Origin of the sequence: Streptomyces lomondensis, assembly GCF_014651035.1 — a bacterium.
Lineage (GTDB): Bacteria > Actinomycetota > Actinomycetes > Streptomycetales > Streptomycetaceae > Streptomyces > Streptomyces lomondensis.
Genome location: NZ_BMWC01000011.1, coordinates 192,102 through 215,936, shown reverse-complemented (window position 1 = coordinate 215,936; position 23,835 = coordinate 192,102). Strand labels below are relative to the sequence as shown.

General features: G+C 71.0%; 29 protein-coding genes and 1 pseudogene. 21 read left to right on the top strand and 9 right to left on the bottom strand.

From position 1 onward, the window contains the following. The first annotated feature begins 94 nt into the window (after positions 1 to 94). Together IE255_RS31220 and IE255_RS31215 are read left to right on the top strand one after the other, a co-directional pair. Positions 95 to 770: pseudogene (locus tag IE255_RS31220) on the top strand (helix-turn-helix domain-containing protein). Beyond that, complete coding sequence (locus IE255_RS31215) at positions 767 to 964, top strand: DUF397 domain-containing protein (RefSeq protein WP_190053739.1); 198 nt, start codon at positions 767 to 769, stop codon at positions 962 to 964. The pseudogene IE255_RS31220 and the gene IE255_RS31215 overlap by 4 nt, the downstream one beginning before the upstream one ends. Here IE255_RS31215 and IE255_RS31210 read toward each other — a convergent pair. The 6 genes from IE255_RS31210 to IE255_RS31185 all read right to left on the bottom strand — a co-directional run bounded on the left by IE255_RS31210 (position 954) and on the right by IE255_RS31185 (position 6,561). After that, complete coding sequence (locus IE255_RS31210; RefSeq protein WP_190053738.1) at positions 954 to 2,420, bottom strand: sensor histidine kinase; 1,467 nt, start codon at positions 2,418 to 2,420, stop codon at positions 954 to 956. The genes IE255_RS31215 and IE255_RS31210 overlap by 11 nt on opposite strands. Further along, positions 2,417 to 3,154, bottom strand: a complete 738-nt coding sequence (locus IE255_RS31205) for a response regulator transcription factor (protein ID WP_190053737.1) — start codon at positions 3,152 to 3,154, stop codon at positions 2,417 to 2,419. The genes IE255_RS31210 and IE255_RS31205 overlap by 4 nt, the downstream gene beginning before the upstream one ends. 84 nt (positions 3,155 to 3,238) lie before the next feature. Next, entirely contained in the window at positions 3,239 to 3,481 is a 243-nt protein-coding gene (locus tag IE255_RS31200; RefSeq protein ID WP_190053736.1) for a hypothetical protein, read from the bottom strand. A 40-nt stretch (positions 3,482 to 3,521) separates the two neighbouring features. After that, on the bottom strand, positions 3,522 to 4,523 hold the full coding sequence (locus tag IE255_RS31195) for a S1C family serine protease (protein ID WP_190053735.1): 1,002 nt from the start codon (positions 4,521 to 4,523) through the stop codon (positions 3,522 to 3,524). 108 nt (positions 4,524 to 4,631) lie between these two features. After that, complete coding sequence (locus IE255_RS31190; RefSeq protein ID WP_190053734.1) at positions 4,632 to 5,654, bottom strand: LacI family DNA-binding transcriptional regulator; 1,023 nt, start codon at positions 5,652 to 5,654, stop codon at positions 4,632 to 4,634. A gap of 127 nt (positions 5,655 to 5,781) precedes the next feature. Then, entirely contained in the window at positions 5,782 to 6,561 is a 780-nt protein-coding gene (locus IE255_RS31185; RefSeq protein ID WP_190053733.1) for a response regulator transcription factor, read from the bottom strand. A gap of 171 nt (positions 6,562 to 6,732) precedes the next feature. Here IE255_RS31185 and IE255_RS31180 point away from each other — a divergent pair, with 171 nt between their 5' ends. From IE255_RS31180 to IE255_RS31145, 9 genes are all read left to right on the top strand, one after another. After that, positions 6,733 to 7,596 carry an alpha/beta hydrolase gene (locus tag IE255_RS31180; RefSeq protein ID WP_190053732.1) on the top strand — a complete coding sequence of 288 codons (864 nt, stop codon included), beginning with the start codon at positions 6,733 to 6,735 and terminating at the stop codon, positions 7,594 to 7,596. Between the two features lie 56 nt (positions 7,597 to 7,652). Beyond that, entirely contained in the window at positions 7,653 to 7,907 is a 255-nt protein-coding gene (locus IE255_RS31175) for a MoaD/ThiS family protein (RefSeq protein ID WP_190053731.1), read from the top strand. Between the two features lie 2 nt (positions 7,908 to 7,909). After that, entirely contained in the window at positions 7,910 to 9,019 is a 1,110-nt protein-coding gene (locus tag IE255_RS31170; protein WP_190053730.1) for a hypothetical protein, read from the top strand. Positions 9,020 to 9,367: 348 nt separating this feature from the next. After that, a complete protein-coding gene (locus IE255_RS31165) occupies positions 9,368 to 10,108 on the top strand; it encodes an LmeA family phospholipid-binding protein (RefSeq protein ID WP_190053729.1) in 741 nt (246 codons plus the stop codon). Between the two features lie 203 nt (positions 10,109 to 10,311). Further along, the gene (locus IE255_RS40440) at positions 10,312 to 10,392 is read left to right on the top strand and encodes a putative leader peptide (protein ID WP_350310325.1); all 81 of its coding nucleotides are present in this window, start codon (positions 10,312 to 10,314) and stop codon (positions 10,390 to 10,392) included. 138 nt (positions 10,393 to 10,530) lie between these two features. Then, complete coding sequence (locus IE255_RS31160) at positions 10,531 to 11,376, top strand: sulfurtransferase (RefSeq protein WP_190053728.1); 846 nt, start codon at positions 10,531 to 10,533, stop codon at positions 11,374 to 11,376. 41 nt (positions 11,377 to 11,417) lie between these two features. After that, entirely contained in the window at positions 11,418 to 11,705 is a 288-nt protein-coding gene (locus IE255_RS31155) for a DUF1416 domain-containing protein (RefSeq protein WP_031121416.1), read from the top strand. 86 nt (positions 11,706 to 11,791) lie between these two features. Beyond that, the gene (locus tag IE255_RS31150; protein WP_190053727.1) at positions 11,792 to 12,052 is read left to right on the top strand and encodes a DUF3099 domain-containing protein; all 261 of its coding nucleotides are present in this window, start codon (positions 11,792 to 11,794) and stop codon (positions 12,050 to 12,052) included. 37 nt (positions 12,053 to 12,089) lie between these two features. Continuing rightward, positions 12,090 to 12,476, top strand: coding sequence for a VOC family protein (locus IE255_RS31145; RefSeq protein ID WP_190053726.1), 387 nt, complete (start codon positions 12,090 to 12,092; stop codon positions 12,474 to 12,476). Here IE255_RS31145 and IE255_RS31140 read toward each other — a convergent pair. After that, complete coding sequence (locus IE255_RS31140) at positions 12,470 to 12,832, bottom strand: DsrE family protein (protein ID WP_190053725.1); 363 nt, start codon at positions 12,830 to 12,832, stop codon at positions 12,470 to 12,472. The genes IE255_RS31145 and IE255_RS31140 overlap by 7 nt on opposite strands. Before the next feature lie 216 nt (positions 12,833 to 13,048). On the opposite strand from IE255_RS31140, the gene IE255_RS31135 reads away from it, so the two are divergent. Genes IE255_RS31135 through ygfZ form a run of 3 tightly spaced genes read left to right on the top strand, consistent with a single transcriptional unit; the run spans position 13,049 to position 15,054 of the window. Then, positions 13,049 to 13,624 (top strand): heme-binding beta-barrel domain-containing protein, encoded by a 576-nt coding sequence (locus IE255_RS31135; protein WP_190053724.1) that lies wholly within the window; start codon positions 13,049 to 13,051, stop codon positions 13,622 to 13,624. A 16-nt stretch (positions 13,625 to 13,640) separates the two neighbouring features. Continuing rightward, positions 13,641 to 14,078, top strand: coding sequence for a Fur family transcriptional regulator (locus tag IE255_RS31130; protein ID WP_190053723.1), 438 nt, complete (start codon positions 13,641 to 13,643; stop codon positions 14,076 to 14,078). 10 nt (positions 14,079 to 14,088) lie between these two features. Beyond that, positions 14,089 to 15,054 carry a CAF17-like 4Fe-4S cluster assembly/insertion protein YgfZ gene (gene ygfZ, locus IE255_RS31125; protein WP_190053722.1) on the top strand — a complete coding sequence of 322 codons (966 nt, stop codon included), beginning with the start codon at positions 14,089 to 14,091 and terminating at the stop codon, positions 15,052 to 15,054. Between the two features lie 19 nt (positions 15,055 to 15,073). On the opposite strand, the gene dtd is transcribed toward ygfZ, so the two are convergent. Next, positions 15,074 to 15,499 (bottom strand): D-aminoacyl-tRNA deacylase, encoded by a 426-nt coding sequence (gene dtd / locus IE255_RS31120; protein WP_190053721.1) that lies wholly within the window; start codon positions 15,497 to 15,499, stop codon positions 15,074 to 15,076. A gap of 212 nt (positions 15,500 to 15,711) precedes the next feature. On the opposite strand from dtd, the gene IE255_RS31115 reads away from it, so the two are divergent. The 3 genes from IE255_RS31115 (at position 15,712) to IE255_RS31105 (ending at position 18,847) form a co-directional block, all read left to right on the top strand. Next, positions 15,712 to 16,344 carry an RsiG family protein gene (locus IE255_RS31115; protein ID WP_190053720.1) on the top strand — a complete coding sequence of 211 codons (633 nt, stop codon included), beginning with the start codon at positions 15,712 to 15,714 and terminating at the stop codon, positions 16,342 to 16,344. A 74-nt stretch (positions 16,345 to 16,418) separates the two neighbouring features. Beyond that, entirely contained in the window at positions 16,419 to 17,681 is a 1,263-nt protein-coding gene (locus tag IE255_RS31110; RefSeq protein ID WP_190053719.1) for a GNAT family N-acetyltransferase, read from the top strand. A gap of 263 nt (positions 17,682 to 17,944) precedes the next feature. Then, positions 17,945 to 18,847: a FadR/GntR family transcriptional regulator gene (locus IE255_RS31105; RefSeq protein ID WP_190053718.1), complete on the top strand. Its 903-nt coding sequence runs from the start codon at positions 17,945 to 17,947 to the stop codon at positions 18,845 to 18,847. Between the two features lies 1 nt (position 18,848). Here IE255_RS31105 and IE255_RS31100 read toward each other — a convergent pair whose 3' ends face one another. Further along, entirely contained in the window at positions 18,849 to 19,037 is a 189-nt protein-coding gene (locus tag IE255_RS31100) for a hypothetical protein (protein ID WP_190053717.1), read from the bottom strand. A 147-nt stretch (positions 19,038 to 19,184) separates the two neighbouring features. On the opposite strand from IE255_RS31100, the gene IE255_RS31095 reads away from it, so the two are divergent. From IE255_RS31095 to IE255_RS31080, 4 genes are all read left to right on the top strand, one after another. After that, the gene (locus IE255_RS31095) at positions 19,185 to 20,063 is read left to right on the top strand and encodes a winged helix-turn-helix domain-containing protein (protein WP_190053716.1); all 879 of its coding nucleotides are present in this window, start codon (positions 19,185 to 19,187) and stop codon (positions 20,061 to 20,063) included. Between the two features lie 29 nt (positions 20,064 to 20,092). Beyond that, entirely contained in the window at positions 20,093 to 20,803 is a 711-nt protein-coding gene (locus IE255_RS31090; RefSeq protein WP_229906664.1) for an HAD family hydrolase, read from the top strand. Between the two features lie 233 nt (positions 20,804 to 21,036). Further along, positions 21,037 to 23,154, top strand: a complete 2,118-nt coding sequence (locus IE255_RS31085) for a phosphotransferase family protein (protein WP_190053714.1) — start codon at positions 21,037 to 21,039, stop codon at positions 23,152 to 23,154. Positions 23,155 to 23,187: 33 nt separating this feature from the next. Further along, positions 23,188 to 23,805 (top strand): TetR family transcriptional regulator, encoded by a 618-nt coding sequence (locus IE255_RS31080; protein WP_190053713.1) that lies wholly within the window; start codon positions 23,188 to 23,190, stop codon positions 23,803 to 23,805. Positions 23,806 to 23,835 lie beyond the last annotated feature (30 nt).

The following is a 23,835-nucleotide window of genomic DNA, read 5'->3' as shown; positions in this document are numbered from 1 at the left end:
GTGGGGGGCTCACTCCTGCTTGCGGTTCTGTGACGGTGATGAAGATGTCAGACCACGAGCGGGAGTTCGCGCTACCGACGGGTATGACAGGACATTGACAGCTAGGAGCGGAGAACGAGTCGTGGACGAACAGGAAGAGTCGGGGCGTGCCGCACTCGGCCGGACGCTGAGGTTCCTGCGGGAGCAGGCGGGCAAGTCGCTCGGCCAGCTGGCCGAGGACACCGGCTACGACAAGAGCTACCTGAGCCGCCTGGAGAAGGGGGACCGGCTCTCCAAGCGGACGGTCATGGAGGACCTGGACAGTTAGCTCAGGGTGCCGGGTCTCTTGCAGACCGAGGGCTACGCCCGCACGGTGTTGTCAGGGTTGTCCGGAGCTCAGACAACAGCTGGCAACGGCGATGATCTCGAGGAACAGGTGGCCGCGCGCATGGGAAGGCAGGAGTTGCTGACTCGCGACCCGGCACCGAACGTGCGGGTGATCCTGAACGAGGGTGCGCTTCGGCGGCCGGTGCCCAACGCGAAGGTGTGGTCAGAGCAGTTGTCACATCTGGTGGACGCGGCGGAGCTGCCCAACGTCGTCATCCAGGTGCTCCCCTTCACGGCGGGCGTGCACGACCTCATGGACAGTCACCTCTGGCTCTTCTGGCAGCCAGGATCCGGACAAGGTGCTGCGCTTCCGTTTGTCCTACGATCTCGTCCGGGACGCGGCGCTGACCCCGGCTGAGTCGACGGCGTTCATGAAGCGCCTTCTGGAGGAGTGCAGACCATGAACCGAACCCCTGACCTCATGACCGCGGCGTGGCGCAAGTCCTCCTACAGCGACGGGGGAGCTTCGAACTGCCTGGAAGTCGCCGACAACTGCCCCGGCACAGTCCCGGTCCGAGACAGCAAGCAGCCCCACGGCCCGATACTCGTGTTCGGCCCGAACCCCTGGGCGTCGTTCCTCGCCTACGTCACGCAGTAGGCGGTTCCTCCGGCGGAGGTACCGCCGCCCCCGGCAGGCGTACCGTCGCCACCGTGCCGCCGCCCTCCGCCGGGGACAAGGACACCTCACCCCCGGCCTGCTGCACCGTCCGTGCCACGATCGACAACCCCAGCCCCGAGCCCGGCAGTGCCCGCGCGCTCGGGGAGCGCCAGAAGCGGTCGAAGACGTGGGGGAGTTCGTCGGCGGGGATGCCCGGGCCGTGGTCGCGGACCGTGAGGACACCCTCGGACAGCCGTACGTCGACTGTGCCGCCCTCGGGGCTGAACTTCACGGCGTTGTCCAGAATGTTCACCACCGCCCGTTCCAGCGCGGAGGGCTCCGCGCGGACGAACCAGGGCTCGACGTCCGCCGTGATCGTCAGTTCCGGGCCGCGCAGCCGGGCCCGCCGCAGCGCCGACTCGACCGTGTCGTGCCAGGCGACGATCTGGGTCCGGCCCGCGTGCTGGCCCGTGTCCGGCCGGGACAGTTCCTGGAGGTCGCCGATGAGCGCGGCCAGCTCCGTCATCTGCGCCTTCACCGACGCGAGCAGCGCCTTGCGGTCCGCCTCGGGGATGGGACGGCCCGTCTCCTCGCTGCGGGTGAGGAGCTCGATGTTGGTACGCAACGACGTCAGCGGCGTACGCAGCTCGTGGCCGGCGTCCGCGATGAGTTGCTGCTGGAGTTCGCGGGAGCTGGCCAGGGCCGACGTCATCGAGTTGAACGAGCGGGACAGGCGGGCCACCTCGTCGTCGCTGTCGTCGTCGACGGGGATACGGACGTCCAGGTCCTCCGTGCGGGCCACGTGCTCGACCGCTTCCGTCAGTTTGTCGACCGGGCGCAGTCCCGCCCTGGCCACCGTCAGACCGGCCGCCCCCGCGCCCACCACCCCGATGCCCGACACCAGCAGCAGGATCAGCGCCAGTTCGTTGAGCGTGGACTCCGTGCCCTTGAGGGGGACCGCGATGACCAGCGCGTAGTCGGCTGCGACACCCTGGTCGAACGGGCCGTCCTTGACGATGACCGCCGTGGTCAGTACGCGCACCGAGTTGCCGTCGCTGTCCTTGCCGTTGCGCAGCTGGGCCGTCCTGGGGTCGGGGTTCCGCGCCACGGCCTTGTCGGTGCTCGTGACCTTCACCTGCGGCATGAGGTTGCTGAACAGGCAGACCCTGCCGTCGACCCGCACCAGCTGCGCGTACGTCTGCGGGCGAGGAGCGCCGCCGAGCGTGCTGGACGGCGTCTGGGGGCACGTCTTGACCAGCGCCTCGAAGTCGTCCTCCTGGATGGTCCGGTAGGACGACCTCAGATCCCCGTCCACCTGGTCGTACAGCTTCCCCTGCACGATGAACCAGCAGGTCACCGACACCGCCGCCACGGCGAACGCCACCGCCGCCGCCACCAGCAGCGCCAGGCGCGACCGGATCGGCAGCGAGCGGAAGCGGCGTACCACCTTGTTCACTCCGCGCCGCCCTGCCGCAACACGTAGCCCACGCCCCGCACGGTGTGCACGAGCCGGGGTTCGCCGCCCGCCTCGGTCTTGCGCCGCAGGTACATCACGTACACGTCCAGGGAGTTCGACGACGGCTCGAAGTCGAAGCCCCAGACCGCCTTGAGGATCTGCTCGCGGGTCAGGACCTGGCGCGGGTGGGCCATGAACATCTCCAGGAGCGTGAACTCCGTGCGGGTCAGTTCCACCTGGCGGCCGCCCCGGGTGACCTCGCGCGTGGTGAGGTCCATGCGCAGGTCGGCGAAGGTGAGGGCGTCGTCGTCGCCCGCGCCGCCCGCGCCCACGGCCGCCGCGTAGGAGCTGCGGCGCAGCAGGGCGCGGATGCGGGCGAAGAGTTCGTCGAGTTCGAAGGGCTTGACCAGGTAGTCGTCGGCGCCGGCGTCGAGGCCGGTGACGCGGTCGCCGACCGTGTCGCGGGCCGTGAGCATGAGGATGGGTGTCGTGTCGCCGGTGGCGCGGATGCGGCGCGCTGCCGTCAGGCCGTCCATGCGGGGCATCTGGATGTCGAGGACGACCAGGTCGGGGCGGTAGGCCGCGGCCTTCTCCAGGGCGTCCGCGCCGTCGACGGCGACCTCCGTGCCGTACCCCTCGAAGGCGAGGCTGCGCTGGAGTGCTTCGCGTACCGCCGGCTCGTCGTCGACGATCAGGATGCGCTGGGGGTCACGGTCGCCGTCTGCGGGGCTCATGGGTCGGGGTCCTCGGGTGTGGAAGGGCAGGGGTGGTCTGACGCTCTCAGCCTCGCACGGCGGCGGGCGGTGCCGGGAGCGGTGTCAGCCCCGTACGGTGCGGCGCCGGGCGGCCCGGCGCCGGTGGGCGGCACGCTTGCCGGCCGCGGTCCGCGTGGCGGCCCGCTCGGCGGTCGGCTCGGCGGCCCCGCGGCCGGACCGGGCCGCGGCGGGCGCCACCTCGGGCGCCCGGCCCGCCGGCGCGTGCAGTGCGTACGCCACCGCCAGGGCCAGCGCGACCCCCGCCGGGTCGGTGCCGGGCTCCGTGTGCGCAACCTGCTGGATCATCGCCGTACTCCTCGGTGGACGGGACTCGGTCGGGTGGGACTCAGTCGGTGGAGCCGGCCCGCAGCTTGGCGAGGTCGGCCTTGACGGTGTTGATCGGGATGGCGAAGCCCAGGCCGACGCTGCCCGCGTCGGAGGACGAGGAGGCGGCGCCCGCCGGCGAGTACATCGCGGAGTTGATCCCGATGATGTTGCCGTTCATGTCGATCAGCGCGCCGCCGGAGTTGCCCGGGTTGAGGGACGCGTCGGTCTGGAGCGCCTTGTACGTCGTCGTGTCGGAGCCGGTGTCGCCGTTGAACTGCCGGCCGCCGAACTCGAACGGCCACCCGTCGCCCTGCTGGAACTGCTGCTGGCCCTGGTCCTGGTCGGTCGGGACGGTGACGTCACGGTTCAGGGCCGAGATGATGCCGCTGGTCACGGTGCCGGACAGCCCCTCGGGGGAGCCGATCGCCACGACCTGGTCGCCGACCTGGACACCGGCGGAGTCGCCGAGCGTCGCCGCCTTCAGGCCGGAGGCGTTCTCCAGCTTGATCAGCGCCAGGTCCTTCTTGCTGTCGGTGCCGACGACCTTCGCGGTGTACGACCTGCCGTCGCTGGTGGTCACCTTGATCTGCGAGGCGCCGGATATGACGTGGTTGTTGGTGATGATCTCGCCGTCGCTCGTGATGATCACGCCCGAGCCGGTGGAGGACCCGGCGTTGGAGTCGGCGTTGATCTCGACGATGCTGGGGCTGACCGCCTTCGCGACCCCGGCGACCGTGCCCTTCTGGCTGGACGGCACCACGTTGGTGCTGGTCGAGCTGGAGGCGACGGTGTCGTGGCCGGTCAGCTCCTGGATGCCGTAGGCGGTGCCGCCGCCGATCGCCGCCGCGACGATCGCCACGGCGGCGATCAGGGCGACGGGGCCGCGGTTGCGCTTCTTCGAATGCGGAGCATGCGCCGGGGCGTACGCCGGCGGGGGCGGCCACTCGGGGTTCACCGGGGCCTGCTGCTGACCCTCGTAAGGGTTCTCGTACTCGCCACTGCGGTGGAAGCTCTCGGTCATGGAACCGAGCTTGGCGCCCGACCATGAGAGCTTCCTGAGTGCTTGCTGAGAAGCCCGACAGAACCTCGTATGCCCGATATAAAGACGCCCCCGCAGGGCCCCGGCGGGCTACGCGCAGCCGCAGGACTGGCGGACCACCAGCCGCGAGGGGAACACCTTCAGCCGCTCCCGCCGCGCCCCCGCGACCCGCAGCCCGTCGTCGAGGACGAGGTCCACCGCGGCCCGGGCCATCGCCGAGCGGTCGGAGGCGATCGTCGTCAGGGGCGGGTCGGCCAGCGCCGCCTCCTTGATGTCGTCGAAGCCGGCCACCGCCAGCTCGCCGGGGACGTCGATGCGCAGCTCGCGCGCCGCGCGCAGCAGGCCGATCGCCTGGTCGTCGGTGGAGCAGAAGATCGCCGGCGGGCGGTCGGGGCCGGAGAGGATCTTCAGGGCGGCCTGGTAGGCGTCGTAGCGGCTGTAGAGGGCCTCGAAGAGGCGGCCCTCGGTGGAGATCCCGGCCTCGGCCATGGCGCTCCGCCAGCCCTCGACGTGGTCGGAGACGGGGTCGCCGACCTCCGGGGTCTGCGCTGTGCCGCCCATACAGGCGACGTACTCGTGGCCGTGCTCCAGCAGGTGGCGCACGGCGAGCCGGGCGCCGCCCAGGTCGTCGGTCACCACGGCGACGTCGTCGATGCCCTCGGGCCGCGCGTGCAGCAGCACCACCCGGGCGTCCCAGGCCTCGATCTCGGCGGCGGCCAGGTCGTTGAGCGCGTTGCTGACGAGGATCAGGCCCGAGACCCGCATCCCCAGGAACGCCCGCAGGTAGTGGACCTCGCGCTCGCCCACGTAGTCCGTGTTGCCGACGAGGACCATCTTTCCGCGCTCGGAGGCGGCCTGTTCGACCGCGTGCGCCATCTCCCCGAAGAAGGACTGGCGCGCGTCCGGGATGATCAGGCCTATGAGGTCCGTGCGCCGGGAGGCCATGGCCTGGGCCACCCGGTCGGGCCGGTACCCCAGTTCCTTGATCGCGGCGAGGACACGCTCGCGCGTGGCCGGGGCGACCGGCCGGGGTCCGTTGTTGATGACATAGCTGACCACGGCAGTGGAAGTCCCTGCCAGCCGCGCCACATCATCCCGAGTCACCTTGGCCACGCGCGGAGTCTACGCGGATATACCCGCTCTGGGCAGGGCGTAAAGGAGGATCCGTACGATATCCCGACCGCCGTCCGGCGCACGCTCCGCGGAGAGCGATGCCCAGGTCGGCGCCGGGATATGCCTGTCACGCCTCGGCGCGGACCTCGGCGGCGTCCAGGGCGGCCGACTCGTCCGTCTTGTCCGCCTTTGCCTTGGCTGCTTTGGCCTTCGCCTCCTCGGCGGCGCGCTCGACCTTCTCCGGCGTAACAAATCGATAACCGACGTTCCGGACGGTGCCGATGAGCGACTCGTGCTCGGGGCCGAGCTTGGCGCGCAGCCGCCGTACGTGCACGTCGACCGTGCGGGTGCCGCCGAAGTAGTCGTAGCCCCAGACCTCCTGGAGCAGCTGGGCGCGCGTGAAGACGCGGCCGGGGTGCTGCGCGAGGTACTTCAGCAGCTCGAACTCCTTGAAGGTGAGGTCGAGGACCCGGCCCTTGAGCTTGGCCGAGTACGTCGCCTCGTCGACCGACAGGTCGCCGTTGCGGATCTCCATCGGGGAGTCGTCGCTGACGATCTGCTGCCGGCCCATGGCCAGCCGCAGCCGCGCCTCGACCTCCGCGGGGCCGGCGGTGTCGAGCAGGACGTCGTCGATGCCCCAGTCCGCGGTGACGGCGGCGAGACCGCCCTCGGTGACGACGAGGATCAGCGGGCAGCCCGGCCCGGTGGAGCGCAGCAGCTGGCACAGGCTGCGCACCTGCGGCAGGTCGCGCCGGCCGTCGACGAGGATGACGTCGGCGCCGGGGGTGTCGACGAGGGCGGGGCCCTCCGCGGGGGCCACCCGCACGTTGTGCAGGAGCAGGCCGAGGGCGGGGAGCACCTCCGTCGACGGCTGGAGGGCGTTGGTCAGGAGCAGCAGAGAACTCATACGTCTGGTTCCTCCTCGGTCCCTGCGAGGACGTTTGTTGGCACAGCACTGCTCTGCGATCCCGAAGGCCCGTACACCTGCGGTTTCCCGCGTCGTATACAACGCTTCCGAAAGCACAAAAGGACCCGGGGGCTACGCTGCCCGAGTCCTCTGCCCAGCAGAATAGCCCACATGAGCTCTGGTCCGGCAGGTCATGTGGCGCGTTCCATCGATCGTCCGCACTCCGAGACGACTTGTGGAGCGTCTGTGCGGAGGCCCGCGCGGAGGTTTCTGCGCACCTCGGACGGCGTGACGATCGACGCCGTATACGACCCGGGAGCGGCTGTATACGACGGCTCCCGGACGCCTTCCGCTCACCCCGTGTTCGTCATCGCCCACGGCTTCACCGGTGCCGTCGACCGGCCGCACGTGCGGCGGGTGGCCCAGGCCTTCACCCCGTACGGGGCCGTCGTCACGTTCTCCTTCCGGGGACACGGGGCGTCCGGCGGGCGGTCCACGGTCGGGGACCGGGAGGTGCTCGACCTGGCGGCGGCGGTGCGCTGGGCGCGGGAGCTCGGGCACGCGCGCGTGGGCACGGTGGGGTTCTCCATGGGCGGCTCGGTGGCGCTGCGGCACGCGGCGCTGCACGAGGCGGGCGGCGGGACGGGGACGGACGCGGTGGTGTCGGTGAGCGCGCCGGCCCGGTGGTACTACCGGGGCACCGCCCCCATGCGGCGGCTGCACTGGCTGGTGACGCGGCCCGAGGGGCGCGTGGTGGGGCGGTACGGCTTCCGTACGCGCATTCACCACCGGGACTGGGACCCGGTGCCGCTGTCGCCGGTGCAGGCCGTGCCGCGGATCGCCCCCACCCCGCTGCTGATCGTGCACGGCGACGCCGACGGCTACTTTCCCGTCGACCATCCGCGCATGCTGGCCGCGGCCGCCGGTGACCAGGGCGAACTGTGGCTGGAGCCCGGCATGGGGCATGCCGAGCACGCGGCGAGCGACGAGCTGCTGGCCCGGATCGGGGAGTGGGTCGTCGGCCGGGCGGGCTAGCCTGACGGTGGCCACCATCGGGTGAGTCCGTTGTGACTGTGCGATTGAGGAAGCAGATGCCAAAGGTCACGGTGCGCTACTGGGCCGCCGCCAAGGCCGCGGCCGGGGTGGCCGAGGAGCCGTACGAGGCGGCCACGCTCGCCGAGGCGCTCGCGGGGGTGCGCGCGCGACACCCCGGGGAACTGGAGCGCGTCCTGCGGCGATGCTCGTTCCTCGTGGACGGTGACCCCGTGGGCACCCGCGACCATGAGACGGTACGGCTGGCCGACGGCGGCACGGTCGAGGTGCTCCCGCCGTTCGCAGGAGGGTGACGATGACCAACCAGCCGTATGACGGTTACGAGAGTTACGACGGCTATGACGGCTACGGCTCCTATGGGCAGCAGCAGGCGTGGCCCGGGCAGGGGAACCAGGGGTATCAGGGGAACCAGGGGTATCCCGCGTACGAGGATCCGCACGCCGCGCAGCAGTACACGCAGCAGTGGCAGGGGCAGACGTGGGAGACGCAGACGCACCAGCCGGTGTCCGCGCCGGCTGCCGCCGAGACCGCGTATCTGCCGCAGCAGGGGTACGCGGCTCCGGCGCCCGCTCCGGCCCCGGCTCCTGCTGAGGTCGCCGAGGCTTCCGGCCCCGCTCCCGAGTACGGGCCACCCTCCCTCGGCGGGAACACCCGCGTCACGGACGCGCAGCGGGCCCGGGCGGAGGGGCGGTCGCCGATCATCGAGCCCGGGATGCAGCCGGCCGCGCTGACCGCGCTGCTGGGGCTGCTGCTGGCCGGTGCCGCGGCGGTCGGGACGTACGCGCTGCTGGTGCCGCTCGTCGTGCTCCAGGCCGTCACCGCGGCGGGCTGGTTCCGGCTGAACGGGATGTGGCCGGCGCGGCAGGGCATCGCGCTGGGCTTCGCGGGGGCGCTGGCCGCGGATGCCGCGCTGCTGGCCTCGGGACGCTCGCCGGCGGCGATCCTGGGGACGCTGGGGGTGTGGGTGCTGCTCGCGCTGGTGCTCCAGCTGCGGTCCCACGCCGACCCGGACGAGCGGATGTACGGCCTGATGGCGACGGTCGCGGCGTCGGCGCTGGCGATCGTGGCGGGCGGGTACCTCGCGGCCGACGCGGACGCGGTGACGGTGGGTGCGGTGGCCGTGGCCGTCGCCGTCCTGGCGCGCGCCCTGCCGTTGCCGACGGTGGCGTCGGTGGTGGTGGCGCTGCTCGCGGCGGCGGGCGGTGGTGTCGCGGCCGGCTCGCTGACGGGCCTGGGCACGTCGGGCGCCCTGCTGGGCGCGGGCGCGGCGGCCTGCGCCCTGATCGGCCACCGGGTCGCGAGCTACGACTACCCGTCCCGCTTCGTCCACTTCACGGCGGGGGTGGCTCTGCCGTTGGCGGGGGCGGCGCCGGTCGTCTACGTGCTGGGGCGGGCGCTGGCGTAGCGCCTATTCGCCGGGTGTGGGTCGGGGCCGCGCCGGGGGGTGTCCGTCCTCGGAACGGCGCGATGGGGTCGGACGCCGACTGACTGTCCGTTGACGCGCCAACCGCTGCGGGTCCGCTGAGCTGCGGGCAATCGTGCCGCTAAGGGCGGCGCCCGTCCCAAAGAAGCGGCACCCCGCTCCGCCGGGCTGCGCACCCACCCGGCCCCGGCATCAACGCCTCGCAGCTGTCACAGGTGATCGACAATCCCAGGCCCCTCACCGGACACGGAGTTACCCTCACGCTGGGACGGCCACCCGGGTCGTCAGGGATGACCGCCGTCACGACCGCCTAGGTGGGGGAAACACCGCATGCGCGCACTGCGAATACTGCTGATCTTCATAGTGATCCTGGGCGGACTCTTCGTCATCGCCGACCGCGTCGCCGTGAACTTCGCCGAGGGCGAGGCCGCCGACCGGCTGAAGACGACGGAGAACCTCGCGACGACCCCCGACGTCAGCATCAAGGGCTTCCCGTTCCTCACCCAGGTCGTCGGCGGCTCCCTGGACGACATCGAGGTCGGCATCAAGAACTACGAGGCCGCCGCGGGCAACGGCGCCCAGAAGATCCGTATCGACGACCTCCGGGCCGACATGAAGGGCGTCGAGTTCTCCGGCGACTACAGCTCCGCCACCGCCACCAGCGCCACCGGCACCGCGACCATCGCCTACGACGAGCTGCTGAAGACGGCGAAGTCCGAGCCCACCCAGGTCGCCCCGGGCGTCACCGCCAACGTCGTCGGCCTCTCCGACGGCGGCAACGGCAAGATCAAGGTCACCGTCGAGGCCACCGTGCTCGGCACCAAGCTGCCCGAGCCGGTCTCGGTGCTCAGCACGGTGACGGTGGTCGACGGCGACACCGTGCGCGTGAAGGCCGACGGCCTGCCCGATTTCGCCGGTGTCGACCTCGCCGAGAACCGGGTCCGGGCGATCACCGACTTCCAGCAGAAGATCGACGGCCTGCCCGGCGGCATCCAGCTGGACAAGGTCCAGGCGGCTCCGGGTGGCGTCGAGATCACGGTGAAGGGTTCCGACGTCCGGCTCGCCGGGTAGGAACGGGCACGGCGGGATCGACCCGCCCTGTCCGGTGGGCGAGACGGCGGCGTCCGCAGCGTAGATGTGACGGCGGATACAGTCGGCGGGAGCCCTTGCGGTGACCGCTTTGACAGTCTGCTGATCCCACATCCCGGACCATCTCGTCTCAGTATGCGACACACCGGTGACACGCCCGCCCTGCCGTCCCTACGATCGACGGCATGAAGCGACAGGCGGATCTCACGAAGCGGCGGGCAGTAGACCTGTGCCGCGTCGCCGCCATGCTCTGTCGCACCTTCTGAGCGACCGCGTCGGCCCGTGAGCCGGCGCGCGCATCCCCGCCGCCCTGCATCAAGGGCACCCGTGCGCCGCCCTCGTCATGGGCGCGCGCCCCGCAGACCTCGCACGCCCCGCCGTAACTGCCCCGGAGGAGAAAGAGCATGAGCCGCAGCGACGTCCTGGTCGACGCCGACTGGCTTCAGGAGCACCTGGACGACCCGACCATCGCGATCGTCGAGGTGGACGAGGACACGTCCGCGTACGACAAGAACCACATCAAGAACGCGATCCGCATCGACTGGACCAAGGACCTCCAGGACCCGGTCCGCCGTGACTTCGTCGACCAGGAGGGCTTCGAGAAGCTCCTGTCGGAGAAGGGCATCGCCAACGACCACACCGTGGTCCTCTACGGCGGCAACAACAACTGGTTCGCCTCCTACGCGTACTGGTACTTCAAGCTGTACGGCCACGAGAACGTCAAGCTCCTCGACGGCGGCCGCAAGAAGTGGGAGCTCGACGCCCGCGAGCTGGTCGACGGCACCGAGGTGCCGGAGCGCGCGAAGACGGACTACAAGGCCAAGCCGCAGGACACGTCGATCCGCGCCTTCCGCGACGACGTCGTGGCCGCCATCGGGTCGCAGAACCTCGTCGACGTGCGCTCGCCCGACGAGTTCTCGGGCAAGCTGCTCGCCCCGGCCCACCTGCCGCAGGAGCAGTCCCAGCGCCCCGGCCACGTGCCCAGCGCCCGCAACATCCCGTGGTCCAAGAACGCCAACGACGACGGCACCTTCAAGTCGGACGAGGAGCTCAAGGCCCTCTACGCCGAGGAGAGCGTCGACCTGGCCAAGGACACCATCGCCTACTGCCGCATCGGTGAGCGCTCCGCGCTGACCTGGTTCGTGCTGCACGAGCTGCTCGGCGTGGAGAACGTCAAGAACTACGACGGCTCCTGGACCGAGTACGGCTCCCTGGTGGGCGTGCCGATCGAGCTCGGCGCCAACAAGTAAGAGACCCGACCGACCTTTCCAGACCTCTTCAGGAGTACGACATGTGTGGTGCGAAGGCCGGCGGCCCCGACGCCTCGACGATCAAGCCCGGTGAGACCACGATCCAGGGTCAGGTGACCAAGGACGGCGAGCCCGTGGTGGGCTACGTCCGTCTGCTGGACTCGACCGGCGAGTTCACGGCCGAGGTGCCGACCTCGGCGACCGGACAGTTCCGCTTCTACGCGGCCGAGGGCACCTGGACCGTCCGCGCCCTCGTGCCCGGCGCCACCGCCGACCGCACGGTCGTCGCCCAGAAGGGCGGCCTGGCGGAGGTCGCGATCGCCGTCTGACGGCGACCGGTCCTCGAAGGGCCGCACCCCTCGGGTTGGACGCCTGGGGTGCGGCCCTTCGGCGTGCCCGGACCTACGCTGGACGTATGTACGCACGGCGACGGCACACGTACTTCGCGATGATGGGCCTCTGCATCGGCCTCTTCGTCCTGGCGTGGGGTGTCGTGCGGCTGTGGTCGATTCCCGTGGCCGTGGGGATGTGCGTCGTCGCCATGGTCATCCCGCCCGTGGCGGCCATGGTCGCCAACCGGCGCGGGCCCGAGGACCGCTGGTGGGACGACCCCTCCGGCGACCCCCAGTCCGACGAGTGGTGGGACGAGCTGGACGGCAAGAAGCGGCCGAGGTGAGCGGCGTCTTCTCGCCCGCGGGGGGTATCCCGGCCTCATGAGACTGACAGCGGCAGTGCTGGACGCACCGAACGCCCGGGAACTCGCGGACTTCTACTTACGGCTGCTGCCCGGCTGGGGCGTCTGGCGGGACGAGGACGGCCCCGACTGGGTGCACATCCGGCCGCCGGACGGCGGTACGGGGCTGTCCTTCCAGAGCGAGCCCGTCTTCGTGCCGCCCGTCTGGCCGAGCCGCCCGGACCGGCAGCAGATGATGACCCACCTCGACATCGAGGTCGACGACCTGGAGCGGGAGACCGCGCGGGCCGTCGCCGAGGGCGCGCGTCTCGCCGGGTTCCAGCCGCAGGCCCACGTCCGGGTGCTCCTGGACCCGGTGGGCCACCCGTTCTGCCTCTACACGGAGACGGCGCAGGAGTCTCAGTAGACGAGCGCCTGAGTCTCGTCCGCCAGCGCTTCCTGGACGAAGACCTGCGCGCCCGCGATACGGACGCCCTCGATGACGTCCTTCTCCGTGATCTCGCGCCGGGCCGCGCACTGCGTGCACAGGGTGACGCGGCCGGCCGCGAGGACCGAGTCGAGCAGGTCGGGCAGCGGCGCCGCGTGCGGCAGCTCGAACTCGGCGGCGCGGCCGGGGAGGGCGAACCAGGAGGACTCGCCGGTCAGCCACAGGGACACGTCGACGCCGCTGGCCACCGCCACCGCCGCCACCGTGAACGCCTGGGAGCACCGCTCGGGGGCGTCCGCCCCGGCCGTCACCTTGATCACGAGCTTCTTCGCCATAGCCGGAATCGTAGTCCGGAATCGTAGGGCCGAAGGGGCCCGCGTAAGCTGGGGCCGGCCCTGTGCACACATCCGCACCCCGCTCAAGGAGCACCCCGTGGAGCTTTTCTTCGAAATCCTGTTGGTCCTGGTCGCCGTCGGCGTCCTCGCCTTCGCCGGACTGACCGTGAAGAAGCTGTACCAGGGCCAGCGCTGACCCACGTCTAGGAAGTTCTGATGATCGAGATCCCGTCCGACCTCCACAAGGACCTCGTCCCGCTCGCCTTCCTGCTCGGCAACTGGGCGGGGGCCGGTGTGCACGACTTCCCCGGCTCCGAGAAGTGCAACTTCGGGCAGGAGGTCACCTTCACGCACGACGGCCGGGACTTCCTGGAGTACCACTCCCACACCTGGGTGCTGGACAAGGACGGCAACAAGGTCCGCCCGCTGGAGTCCGAGCACGGCTACTGGCGCGTCGACGCCGACCGCAAGGTCGAGGTGACGATGACCCGCGACGACGGCGTCATCGAGATCTGGTACGGCGAGCTGGCCGACAAGAAGCCGCAGATCGACCTCGTGACCGACGCGGTGGCCCGCACGGCCGCCTCCCAGCCCTACACCGGCGGCAAGCGGCTGTACGGCTACGTCAAGAGCGACCTGATGTGGGTCGGCGAGAAGCAGACCCCCGAGGTCGAGCTGCGCCCCTACATGTCGGCCCACCTGAAGAAGGTCGTCACCCCGGAGGAGGTCGAGCGCTGGGCCAAGGCCCTGCCGGACGACCTGCCGGACGACGGCATCGCTTTCTTCAAGTAGTTCTAGACTCGTCCGTGTGGTGAGCACCGACTGGAAGAGCGATCTGCGGCAGCGCGGCTACCGGCTGACCCCGCAGCGGCAACTCGTGCTCGAAGCCGTGGACACCCTGGAGCACGCGACCCCCGACGACATCCTCGTGGAAGTGAGGAAGACGGCGTCGGGGGTCAACATTTCCACGGTGTACCGGACGCTGGAGCTCCTGGAGGAGCTCGGGCTGGTCAGCCACGCGCATCTGGGGCACGGGGCGCCGACGTACCACCTCGCGGACCGGCACCACCACATCCACCTGGTGTGCCGGGACTGCCAGAACGTCATCGAGGCCGACGTCTCCGTGGCCGCCGAGTTCACCGCCAAGCTGCGTGCCGAGTTCGGGTTCGACACCGACATGAAGCACTTCGCGATCTTCGGCCGGTGCGAGGACTGCACGCTCAAGGCTTCAACTACCGAGTCGTAGGCTTACGGATATGAAGAGCCCCCTGCTGACCCTGCCCGGCGCCGTCCCCGCCGAGGGCGTGGACGAAGGCGTCGCCGCCCACTACGGCGACCTGTTCCGTGAGCAGCGCGCCCTCGCCGACGGCACCGGCTTCGTGGACCTCTCGCACCGGGGGGTCGTCACCGTCACCGGCGAGGACCGGCTCACCTGGCTGCACCTGCTGCTCACCCAGCACGTCAGCGAGCTGCCCCCGGGCCGGGCCACCGAGTCGCTGATCCTCTCCGCGAACGGCCACATCGAGCACGCGCTGTACCTCGTCGACGACGGCGGGACGGTCTGGGCCCATGTGGAGCCCGGCACCCAGGAGGCGCTGATCGCGTACCTGGAGTCGATGAAGTTCTTCTACAAGGTCGAGGTCGCCGACCGGACGGCCGACATCGCGGTGGTGCACCTGCCGGCCGGCTCCATCGCCGAGGTGCCCGAGGGCGTGGTCGTACGGGAGACACCGCACGGCCGGGACCTGTTCCTGCCCCGCGCCGACCTGGAGGCGTACGCCGCGCAGGCCGGGCCGCCCGCCGGGATCCTCGCCTACGAGGCGCTGCGCGTGGAGCAGCACCGGCCCCGGCTCGGTTTCGAGACCGACCACCGCACCATCCCGCACGAGCTGGGCTGGATCGGCTCGGCGGTGCACCTCCAGAAGGGCTGCTACCGGGGCCAGGAGACGGTCGCCCGGGTGCAGAACCTGGGCAAGCCGCCGCGCCGGCTGGTCTTCCTGCACCTGGACGGCAGCGAGGTCCACCTGCCGGTGGCCGGGACCGAGCTGCGGCTCGCGGAGGACGGCCCCGACGGCCGGAAGATCGGCTTCATCACGACCTCCGCGCGTCACCACGAGCTGGGCCCGGTCGCCCTCGCCCTGGTGAAGCGGAACGTGCCCGTGGACGCGCCCCTGGTGGCCGGCGACACGGCCGCGGCCCAGGAAGTCGTCGTCGAGCCGTAGAGCTTGTCATTCTTTCGGGTCAGATCTCGATCAGCACGGTGAACGGGCCGTCGTTCGTCAGTGATACGCGCATGGCCGCGCCGAAGCGGCCCGTGGCCACCGTCGCGCCCAGCGAGCGCAGCTGGGCGACCACCTCGTCCACGAGGGGTTCGGCGATGTCGCCGGGGGCGGCCGCGTTCCAGGTGGGGCGGCGGCCCTTGCGGGCGTCTCCGTAGAGGGTGAACTGGCTGATCACCAGCAGCGGGGCGTCGATGTCGCTGCACGACTTCTCCTCGTGCAGCATGCGGATCGACCAGAGCTTGCGGGCCAGCTGGGCCGCCTTCTCCTTGGTGTCCTCGTGGGTGACGCCGACGAGGACGCACAGCCCCTCGCCCTCGATCTCCCCCACGGTCTCGCCGTCCACGACGACGCTCGCGCCGTCCACCCTCTGCACCACTGCTCGCATACGTCCATCATGCAGGGCGGTGATGTCGGCGCCGCGGTCGGTGCGCGCATGGCCCGAAAGGGTGGTTTGCGCCGGGCGCCAACGGGCCGCGCACGGCCGTATTTTGCTGCTTAACCGCCCATCTGGGGTCTATCGGGGGCACTCGTTCCCATAGCGGCCAGTTGGGGTGGCACGATGCATTCACACACCGGTCGAGGGGACGGTTGAGGCACATGAGCACACCAAGCACCGGGCAGCAGCCGGGGGCTGTCTGGTCGACGTACACGGGGATCGGGGCGCCGGAGTACCACCGGCCCCCCACGCAGCGCACAGACAGCCCGCGGCTGCCCTCGGACACTCCCGAGCACGACCTGACCGGGCTGCGCCTGACCGAGCTGCGCACGCTGCGCCGCGAGGCCCAGCGCGACGAGGCCGACCTCAGCTACCTGCGGCGGCTGCTCCAGGGGCGGATCGACATCCTCCGCGCGGAACTGGCACGCCGTACCCCGCAGGGCGCCGCCTCCGTCACGGCACCCGCGGAGGCGTCCGTCGTCGAGCGGCTCGCGGAGATCCTGCGGGACGCCCCGGCCCGGCACCGCTCCTCCGCCCGGCACGTGACCCTGGGCACGCCCCAGGGCGAGGAGTACCGGCGGCTGGCCGCCGAGATGCTCGCCGAGGTCGAGCTGTCCGACCTGGGCGCGCGCACGGACCTGGAGCTGAACACCGGGCTCGGGCGGCTCGTGCGCTACGAGCAGCAGGTCTCCCGGCGCCGCCAGCGGCTCCAGCGCACGGCCGACGAGTGCAGCGCGGAGATCACCCGCCGGTACCGGGAAGGGGAGGCGCAGGTCGACGACCTGCTGGTGTGAGCGCCTTGGGGCGTCGGGGAGGGCCGGTCGGATATTGACGCGACACCGACCGGCCCTCCCCTTAGCGTGAGGCCATGGCCCCCACTTCCGGTGCCGACGGCATCGACGTACGCCCGATCACCGAGGCCGAGTTCGCCGACTGGCTGCGGGCCGTGAACACCGGCTTCCTGCGGGTGCCCGCCGTGTCCGAGGAGGAGATCGAGGGGCGTCGCGCGCGGTTCGTCCCGGGCCGCTACCTCGGTGCCTTCGACGGCGGCCGGTGTGTGGCGACGTTCCGCTCCTTCGATCAGAGGCTCACGGCCGTGGGCGGGGTGATCGTCCCGGCCCACGCCGTCTCGGGGGTCACCGTCACCGCCACGCACCGGCGCCGCGGGCTGCTCAGCCGGATGATGGCGCGGGACCTGGCGGCCGCCAAGGACCGCGGTGACGTCGTCGCGACGCTGATCGCCGCCGAGTACCCGATCTACGGCCGGTACGGCTTCGGGCCGGCTGCCTGGACGGCCGAGTGGACCGTCGACGTGCCGCGCGCCGGCCTCGACGCCCGCTGGGCGGGCCCTGCGGACGGCGGGCGGATCGACCTGGTGGACGGCGAGGAGGTCCGCAAGCTCGGCCCCGACCTGCACGAGCGGCTGTGCCGTGTCCAGCCCGGCGCCGTCGACCGGGACGAGTCGTGGTGGAAGTGGGACACCGGCGCCGTACGGGTCGACCCGTCGTGGACGCTGCCCTTCTTCGCCGTGTACCGCTCGGCGTCCGGCGAGGTCGAAGGCATGGCCGCGTACGACGTGGACGACAACTGGGGTGAGGCCAAGCAGCCGTTGAACACGGCGACCGTGAGGTGGCTGATCGGCGTGACCCCGGCCGCGGAGCGGGCCCTGTGGCAGTACCTCTGCTCCATCGACTGGGTCGTGCGGGTCAGGAGCGGCCGGCGGGCGCCGGACGATCTGCTCCCGCTGTTCCTGCCGGATCCGCGGGCGGCCGGGATCACGTCGCTGGCGGACTGGCTGTGGGTGCGGATCCTCGACGTCGAACGGGCCCTGGAGGCGCGGACGTACGAGGGGGAGGGGACGCTGGTGCTGGAGGTCGCCGGCGTGGACGGACTGACCGGCGGGCGCTACCGGCTGGAGGCCTCCGCCGCGGGGGCGTCCTGTACGCCGACGACGCGGAGTGCGGAACTCGCGCTCGGTCTCGGTGACTTGGGGGCGCTGTGGCTCGGGGACGAGTCGGCGGTGCGGCTGGCGGCGGCGGGGCGGGTGCGGGAAGAACGAGCGGGCGCCGCCCGGAAGGCCGACGCCCTGCTGCGTACGTCCAGGCGGCCGTGGTGCCCGGACCTGTTCTGAGCCGCTCCCTTCTGCCGGTGGACAGGGACCCGCATCCGTAGCGAGCTGTTCGGTTGTGGTTGTTGTGCGGTGGTGCTGATCTGGCGGGGCTCCCGGCTCCCCTCCGGAAGGGAGTCCCGTGGCGGGTGGCCAACCTCCTGAAGGTCTGACCATGTCGCTCAAGTTGGCGACCAACTTCACTGTACTTATCTCCGCTTGGAAGCGGCTCATAACCACCTTCCCGTGAACTGCCGAAAGATGGCGGGAAGTTGTAGCGTTGGAGTGTGGACCCGGAACACGCCCCCGTCAATGGACGGAAGAGGTCGCAACGGCCACAGAGGACACATCACGAGGTGGCCGACGAGCTGCGCGCCCGGATCAGGTCAGGGGCGCTGCGGCCGGGTGAACGCATGCCCACCCAGGCTCAGCTGGCACAGGAGTTCGGCGTCGAGCGCGGTGCGGTGCGCCAGGCGCTGCGCATCCTGCAGTCCGAGCAGTTGCTCACCAACGTCTCCAAGGGCAGCCCGGCGACCGTCGCTCCCGACCCCGCCGGGGCGCTGACCGGCCCGGAAGCCCCGCCGCTGCCCACGACGGTGGCCCTCGCGCCCCGGATCGCGGCGGCGTTCGCGGCGGAGCACGTGGAGATCGACGCCGTGTGCCTGACGTCGATCTCCCTCACGCTCGCGATCGGCGAGCCGCTGCGCCAGATCCACGCCGGACGGCTGAAACCGGCCAAGGTCGACGTCCGGGTCCTGCTGCCGAGCCGGGACATCGACCTCGCCTTCCCGGTGCCGGTCGAGGGGCGCGGCGACGACTGGGTGCACGAGCGCTGGCTGTCGATGCGCAACGCGCAGGGGCAGGTGCTCCGGCACAATCTGCTGGCGCTGCGCTCCACGCACGGCATCGACGTCCATGTCACTTTCCGGGCGCTGCCCTTCACGCCGCCGGTGAAGCTGTACCTGCTCAATGGCACGGAGGCGCTGTTCGCGTACTACACGCTGACGCGCCGGGAGGCCGAGATCGACCACGAGCACCTGGAGATGTACGACGCCCAGGGCACCCAGTCGATGCTGTTCTCCTTCCGGCAGGGGCCGGGCCTGCGCGACACGACGTTCGTGGAGCAGTCGCACCTGTGGTTCAACGCACTGTGGGAGACGATCAGTTCGGAGCTGGTGCTCACCAGCTGACTTATCGGGCAGGGCCGGTCATCAGCAGCGCGAGCACGACCGCTCCGGCGGAGCTGACCGCCGGGCTCTTGGCCTTGATGCCCACGGTGAGAAGGAGGAGGCCGACGATGCCGGCCGGGCCGTACTTCCACTCGACGAGCTGCTCGAAGGCGACGACGAAGGCGGCGGAGAGGAGAGCGAGGGCTGGCATCGGTGTTCCCCCTTCGGAAGTTCGGAAGCAAAACTTCCGCCAACTCTGAGAAGTTGGCAACCAACTATGCTTAAGTTGTCCCCACTTGGCTCCTAGCTATAAACAACTTTCAAGCATCTCCCGCCAGATGGATCAGAGTTGTAGCGTTTGGTCGTGACTCAGGAGAACGTGGCAGTGAACGGCAGCAGAAGGCTCTCGCCCCAGGAGATCGCCGACCGCCTGCGGGAACGTATCCGCGCCGGTGAGCTGAAGCCGGGGGACCGCCTGCCCACCCAGGCCGAACTGGCGGAGGAGTTCGGCGTGGAACGCGGTGCCGTCCGCCAGGCCCTGCGGGCACTCCAGGAGGACGGACTCCTGACCAACGTCAGCAAGGGCAGCCCGCCGCGCATCGCCGCACCCGCCCCGGCCCGGGGCGAGCCCCAGCCGACCATGGTGGGGCTGGCGCCGCGGCTGACGGAGGCGTTCTCGGCCCCGCGGGTCCGTGTCGACGTCGTCTGCCACACCGCGGAGACGCTGATGGTCGCCATCGGCGAGCCGCTCCGGCTGATCCACGAGGGCCGCATCCGCCCCGAGTCGATCGACGTCCGCATCCTCGTCCCGTCCCGGGACATCGAACTGGCCTTCCCTGTCCCCGTGGAGGCGCACGGCGACGACAACCCGGTCCACGAGCGCTGGCTGTCGATGCGCAACGCGCAGGGGCAGGTGCTCCAGCACAACCTGCTGGCGCTGCGCTCCACGCACGGCATCGACGTCCATGTCACTTTCCGGGCGCTGCCCTTCACCCCGCCGGTGAAGCTGTACCTCCTCAACGGGGAGGAGGCGCTGATCGGTTACTACATGCTGACCAGGCGCGCGGAGGAGTGGGGCAGCCAGACCCTGGACATGTACGACGTCCTCGGCTCCCAGTCCCTCCTTTTCTCCTTCGTGAAGCGGTCGGGCCGGCGGGACGCGGCGTTCGTGCAGGAATCCCAGAAGTGGTTCGACGCCCTCTGGGAAACCATCACGACGGACCTGACACTCTCCTAGTGACTTCTGATACGACGCAGACTGGTCCGGTGATGGCATCGACCGAAGAACTGCGGAAGCTGCTCGCTCCTGTTCGTTACGTCCTCTGGGACCTGGACGGGCCGATCTGCCGGCTGTTCGCCGGTCACCCGGCGGACGACGTGGCCCGGGAGCTGGTGAAGCTGATCCAACGGCTGGGGCTGGGCGGGCTGCTCAAGGAGAAGGAACGTTTCGACCCCGATCCCCAGGCCGTGCTGCTGGGTGTGAACGAACGGCATCCGGACAGCGACCTGATCACCCTGCTGGAGGACTGGCTGACCCAGCAGGAACTCACCGCCGTTCCCACCGCGCTGCCCACGCCGTACGCGGATCCGCTGATCAGAACGTGGTCGGCGCTGGGTGCGAGATTCGCCATCACCACGAACAACTCCGCGCTCGCGGCGGCCTCCTACATCGAGACCCGGTACCTCAAGGGCTGCTTCCCCTACATATACGGGCGCACCAAGGACCTCGACCAGATGAAGCCCCACCCGCACTGCCTGTCCCAGGCCCTCAAGGCCCTGGGCGCGGACCCCTCGCAGGCGCTCATGCTGGGCGACGCCAGGACGGACTACCAGGCGGCGCAGGAACTGCACGTCCCGTTCCTCGGCTACGCGCGCGACGACCGGAAGGCGGACGCGCTGGTGGCCGCGGGCGTCGCCCCGACCCATATCGTGCGCTCCCTGGAAGAGGTGCTGGTCGCGCTGAAGGGCATGGGCTGATCCGCACACAGGTGACCCACCGTCACGGTTACCTCATTGAGACCAGGGATCGCCGGGCTCGAGTCGTGGGGGCATCGGTGCGGCGATAGGCTCTGCAAAACTTTCCGGAGCCTCGCACTTTGATCCAGGAGCAGCCGGTGCCCGCGCAGCCGGTTCCCCCACCTCCCCCGGGGAGGTTCCCCGCGCACGATCCTTACGGGGAGTTCGTGCGGCGGGCGAAGACAGACGGCGTGATGTACGACGGCCATCACAACCGGAACTTCGTGTTGCCCCTGACCGAGCCCATGGCCCGGTACGTGCGGCGTGAGGCGGGTACCCCGGCGATAGTGCGGGTGCGGGTCCGGAACGCGCTGCCCGTGGTGATCCGGACCTGGAAAGAGCCCGACGTCCTCCGGGCCATCAACGGCGTGCTGCCCAGGACGCCGGAATGCCTGGCCAGGCGGAACGGTTCAGCGGTCCACAGCTATGTGGAGGGCGTCCCGCTCTCCCGCCTCCGCGGGAACGGCGAACCGGTCGAACGCCCCCTGATCACGTCGCTGATGCGGACGGTCGCCCGGATGTCCCAGGTCCGCAGGGAGGCCCTGCCGCCCGTGCCGGGCGTACGGCCGAGCAGCGACAAGGACAGCCGGGGCTTCCTGCGCACCCTGGCCCACCTGGCCGACCGGCAGATCCGGCAGCCCAACTGGAGCGCCTTCGGCGGGATGTTCGAGGCCCTGGGAGTGCCCGCCGACGCCCTGACCAGGCTGGCCGAGCGGATTCCCGCCATGGCGCGACGGCCGTACACCCTGCTCCACACGGACCTGCACCGCGCCAACCTCATCGTCGCCGCGGAGGACCGGTCCATCGCCTGCGTCGACTGGGAGCTGGCCACCTACGGCGACCCGCTGCACGAGCTCGCGACGCACCTGGTCCGGATGCGGTACCCGGCGTCGCAGTGGGACGAGGTCCAGCAGGCCTGGGCCGAGGCCATGGAGGAGTGCCGGCCCTCGGCGGTCAAGGGCCTGGCCAGGGACCTGCGCCACTACGTCGCCTTCGAACGGGCCCAGTCGGTCTATCCGGACGTGCTGCGTGCCGCCACGTCGCTGGACGACCGGCTCGACGACCGGAGCCTGGCCGAGGCCACGGCCACCGTGCACCGGGCGCTGGAGTCCGCCGCCGAGCCGCTCGGGCTGGCCAGGGTGCCGTCCGAGACGGAGATCGAGCGGGTGCTGCTGCGCCGGCGGGACTCCCGGCACCGGCGGCCCACCGGCTTCCGCCCGGTCCCGACGCTCACCTGGACGCCCGACAAGCGCGTGCCGGAGCACCCCGACTTCCCGTACACCGCCGTACGCGACGCCCTGGTCGCCGAGGGCACGGCCCCGGCCGGCCGGGTCTTCAAGGGCACCGCGCACCTCAACTCCGTGGTCCGCGTGCCGGGCGTCGACGTGCCCGTGGTGGTGCGGCGGAGGATCGCCTCGTTCTGCCGCCGGGAGCCGAGCCACCTCAGCGAGCACGCCGTGCTGCGCGCCATCGCGCGCTCCGAGGTCGACGTGACGGCCCCCCGGGTGCTGGCACTGGGCAGGAGCCACGGCGGGGACGCCTTCGCCGTGCACACCTACGTCGGACCGCTGCACAGCGACCGGCCCCCCAGCCACCCGGTGAACGGCCTGCTGCCGCACGAGGCGGACGGGCTCGTGTACCAGCTCGGGCAGCTGACCCGGGTCGACTACACCGGGCTCGACCCCCTCGCCGGGGCGTGGGACTTCTACACCTGGCTCAGCCAGCAGCTGGTCGCCCTGGTCCGGGGGCTGCCCAAGGAGTCGCAGCAGCTGGCCAAGGCGCTGGGGCTGCCGGACGCCGACCGGCTGAGCGAGATCCTCGCCCGGCACCGCGTCACCCCGCGCCGGCACGCCCTGCTGCACGGCGACCTCAACCCCTGGAACCTCGTCCGCCACTCCCGGCGCGACCGTCTGGCCCTCACCATCATCGACTGGGAGATGGCGATGGTCGGCGACCCGCTGTACGACCTGGTGCGGCACATCCACCTCACCCCGACCAGGCCGGAGATCCGGGAACGCATGGTCCGGCGGTGGGAGGAGACGCTGCCCGCCGAGTACACCCGGGACTGGCGGCGGGACTGGCGGGTCTACCGCTGGGTGGAGATCGTCCGGTCCGCCTACGTCGATCTCGACCGGCTGGTCACGGGCGCCGGCCTGGACGCGCCCAACGTGCGCAGGGCGGTGGACTCGTACGCCATGACCCTGGCGGCCGCCACAGCCTCCCTCGGCCTGCCGGCCCGGCCCGTCGAGCTGGCCCGCGCCCTGCCCCAGGCCGGACCGGCCGGCGTCGGCCCCGCCCGCGCCCTCGCCTAGGGCGCTCGTCGCCCCACTGCGTAGGCTCGCCCCATGAGCGAGACCGGCCTGCGTGAGCGCAAGAAGCGGCGGATGTACGAGACCGTGTCGGACATCGCCATCCGGCTGTTCATGGAGAAGGGCTTCGACGCGGTGTCCGTCGCCGAGGTGGCGGCGGCGGCCGAGATCTCCAAGCCGACGCTGTTCCGGTACTTCCCGGCCAAGGAGGATCTGGTGCTGTACCGGATCGCCGACCACGAGGGGGAGGCCGCGCGGGTGGTGGCGGAGTCCGGCGAGCCGCCCGTGGAGGCGCTGCGGCGGCACTTCCTGGCGGGGCTGGAGCGGGGTGATCCCGTGACCGGGCTCAACGACGATCCCCAGGTGCTGGCCTTCCACGCCCTGCTCTACGGGACGCCCTCCCTGGTCGCCCGGGCGCACACGCACCAGGAGCGGTCCGAGGCCGCGCTCGCCGAGGTGCTCGGGGGTGATCTGGACGCTCGGCTCGCGGCCGGGCAGATCATGGCCGTGCAGCGGGTCCTCGCGCTGGAGAACTGGCGGCGGATCGCGGCGGGGGAGCGGGCGGCGGACGTGCGGGCGGAGGCGGTGGCGGCGGCCGAGCGGGCCTTCGGGAGGCTGGCGGCCGGGATGCCGCCGCGCCTCCAGCGCTCGTAATACTCGGTAATTTATTTAACTCGGTCACGT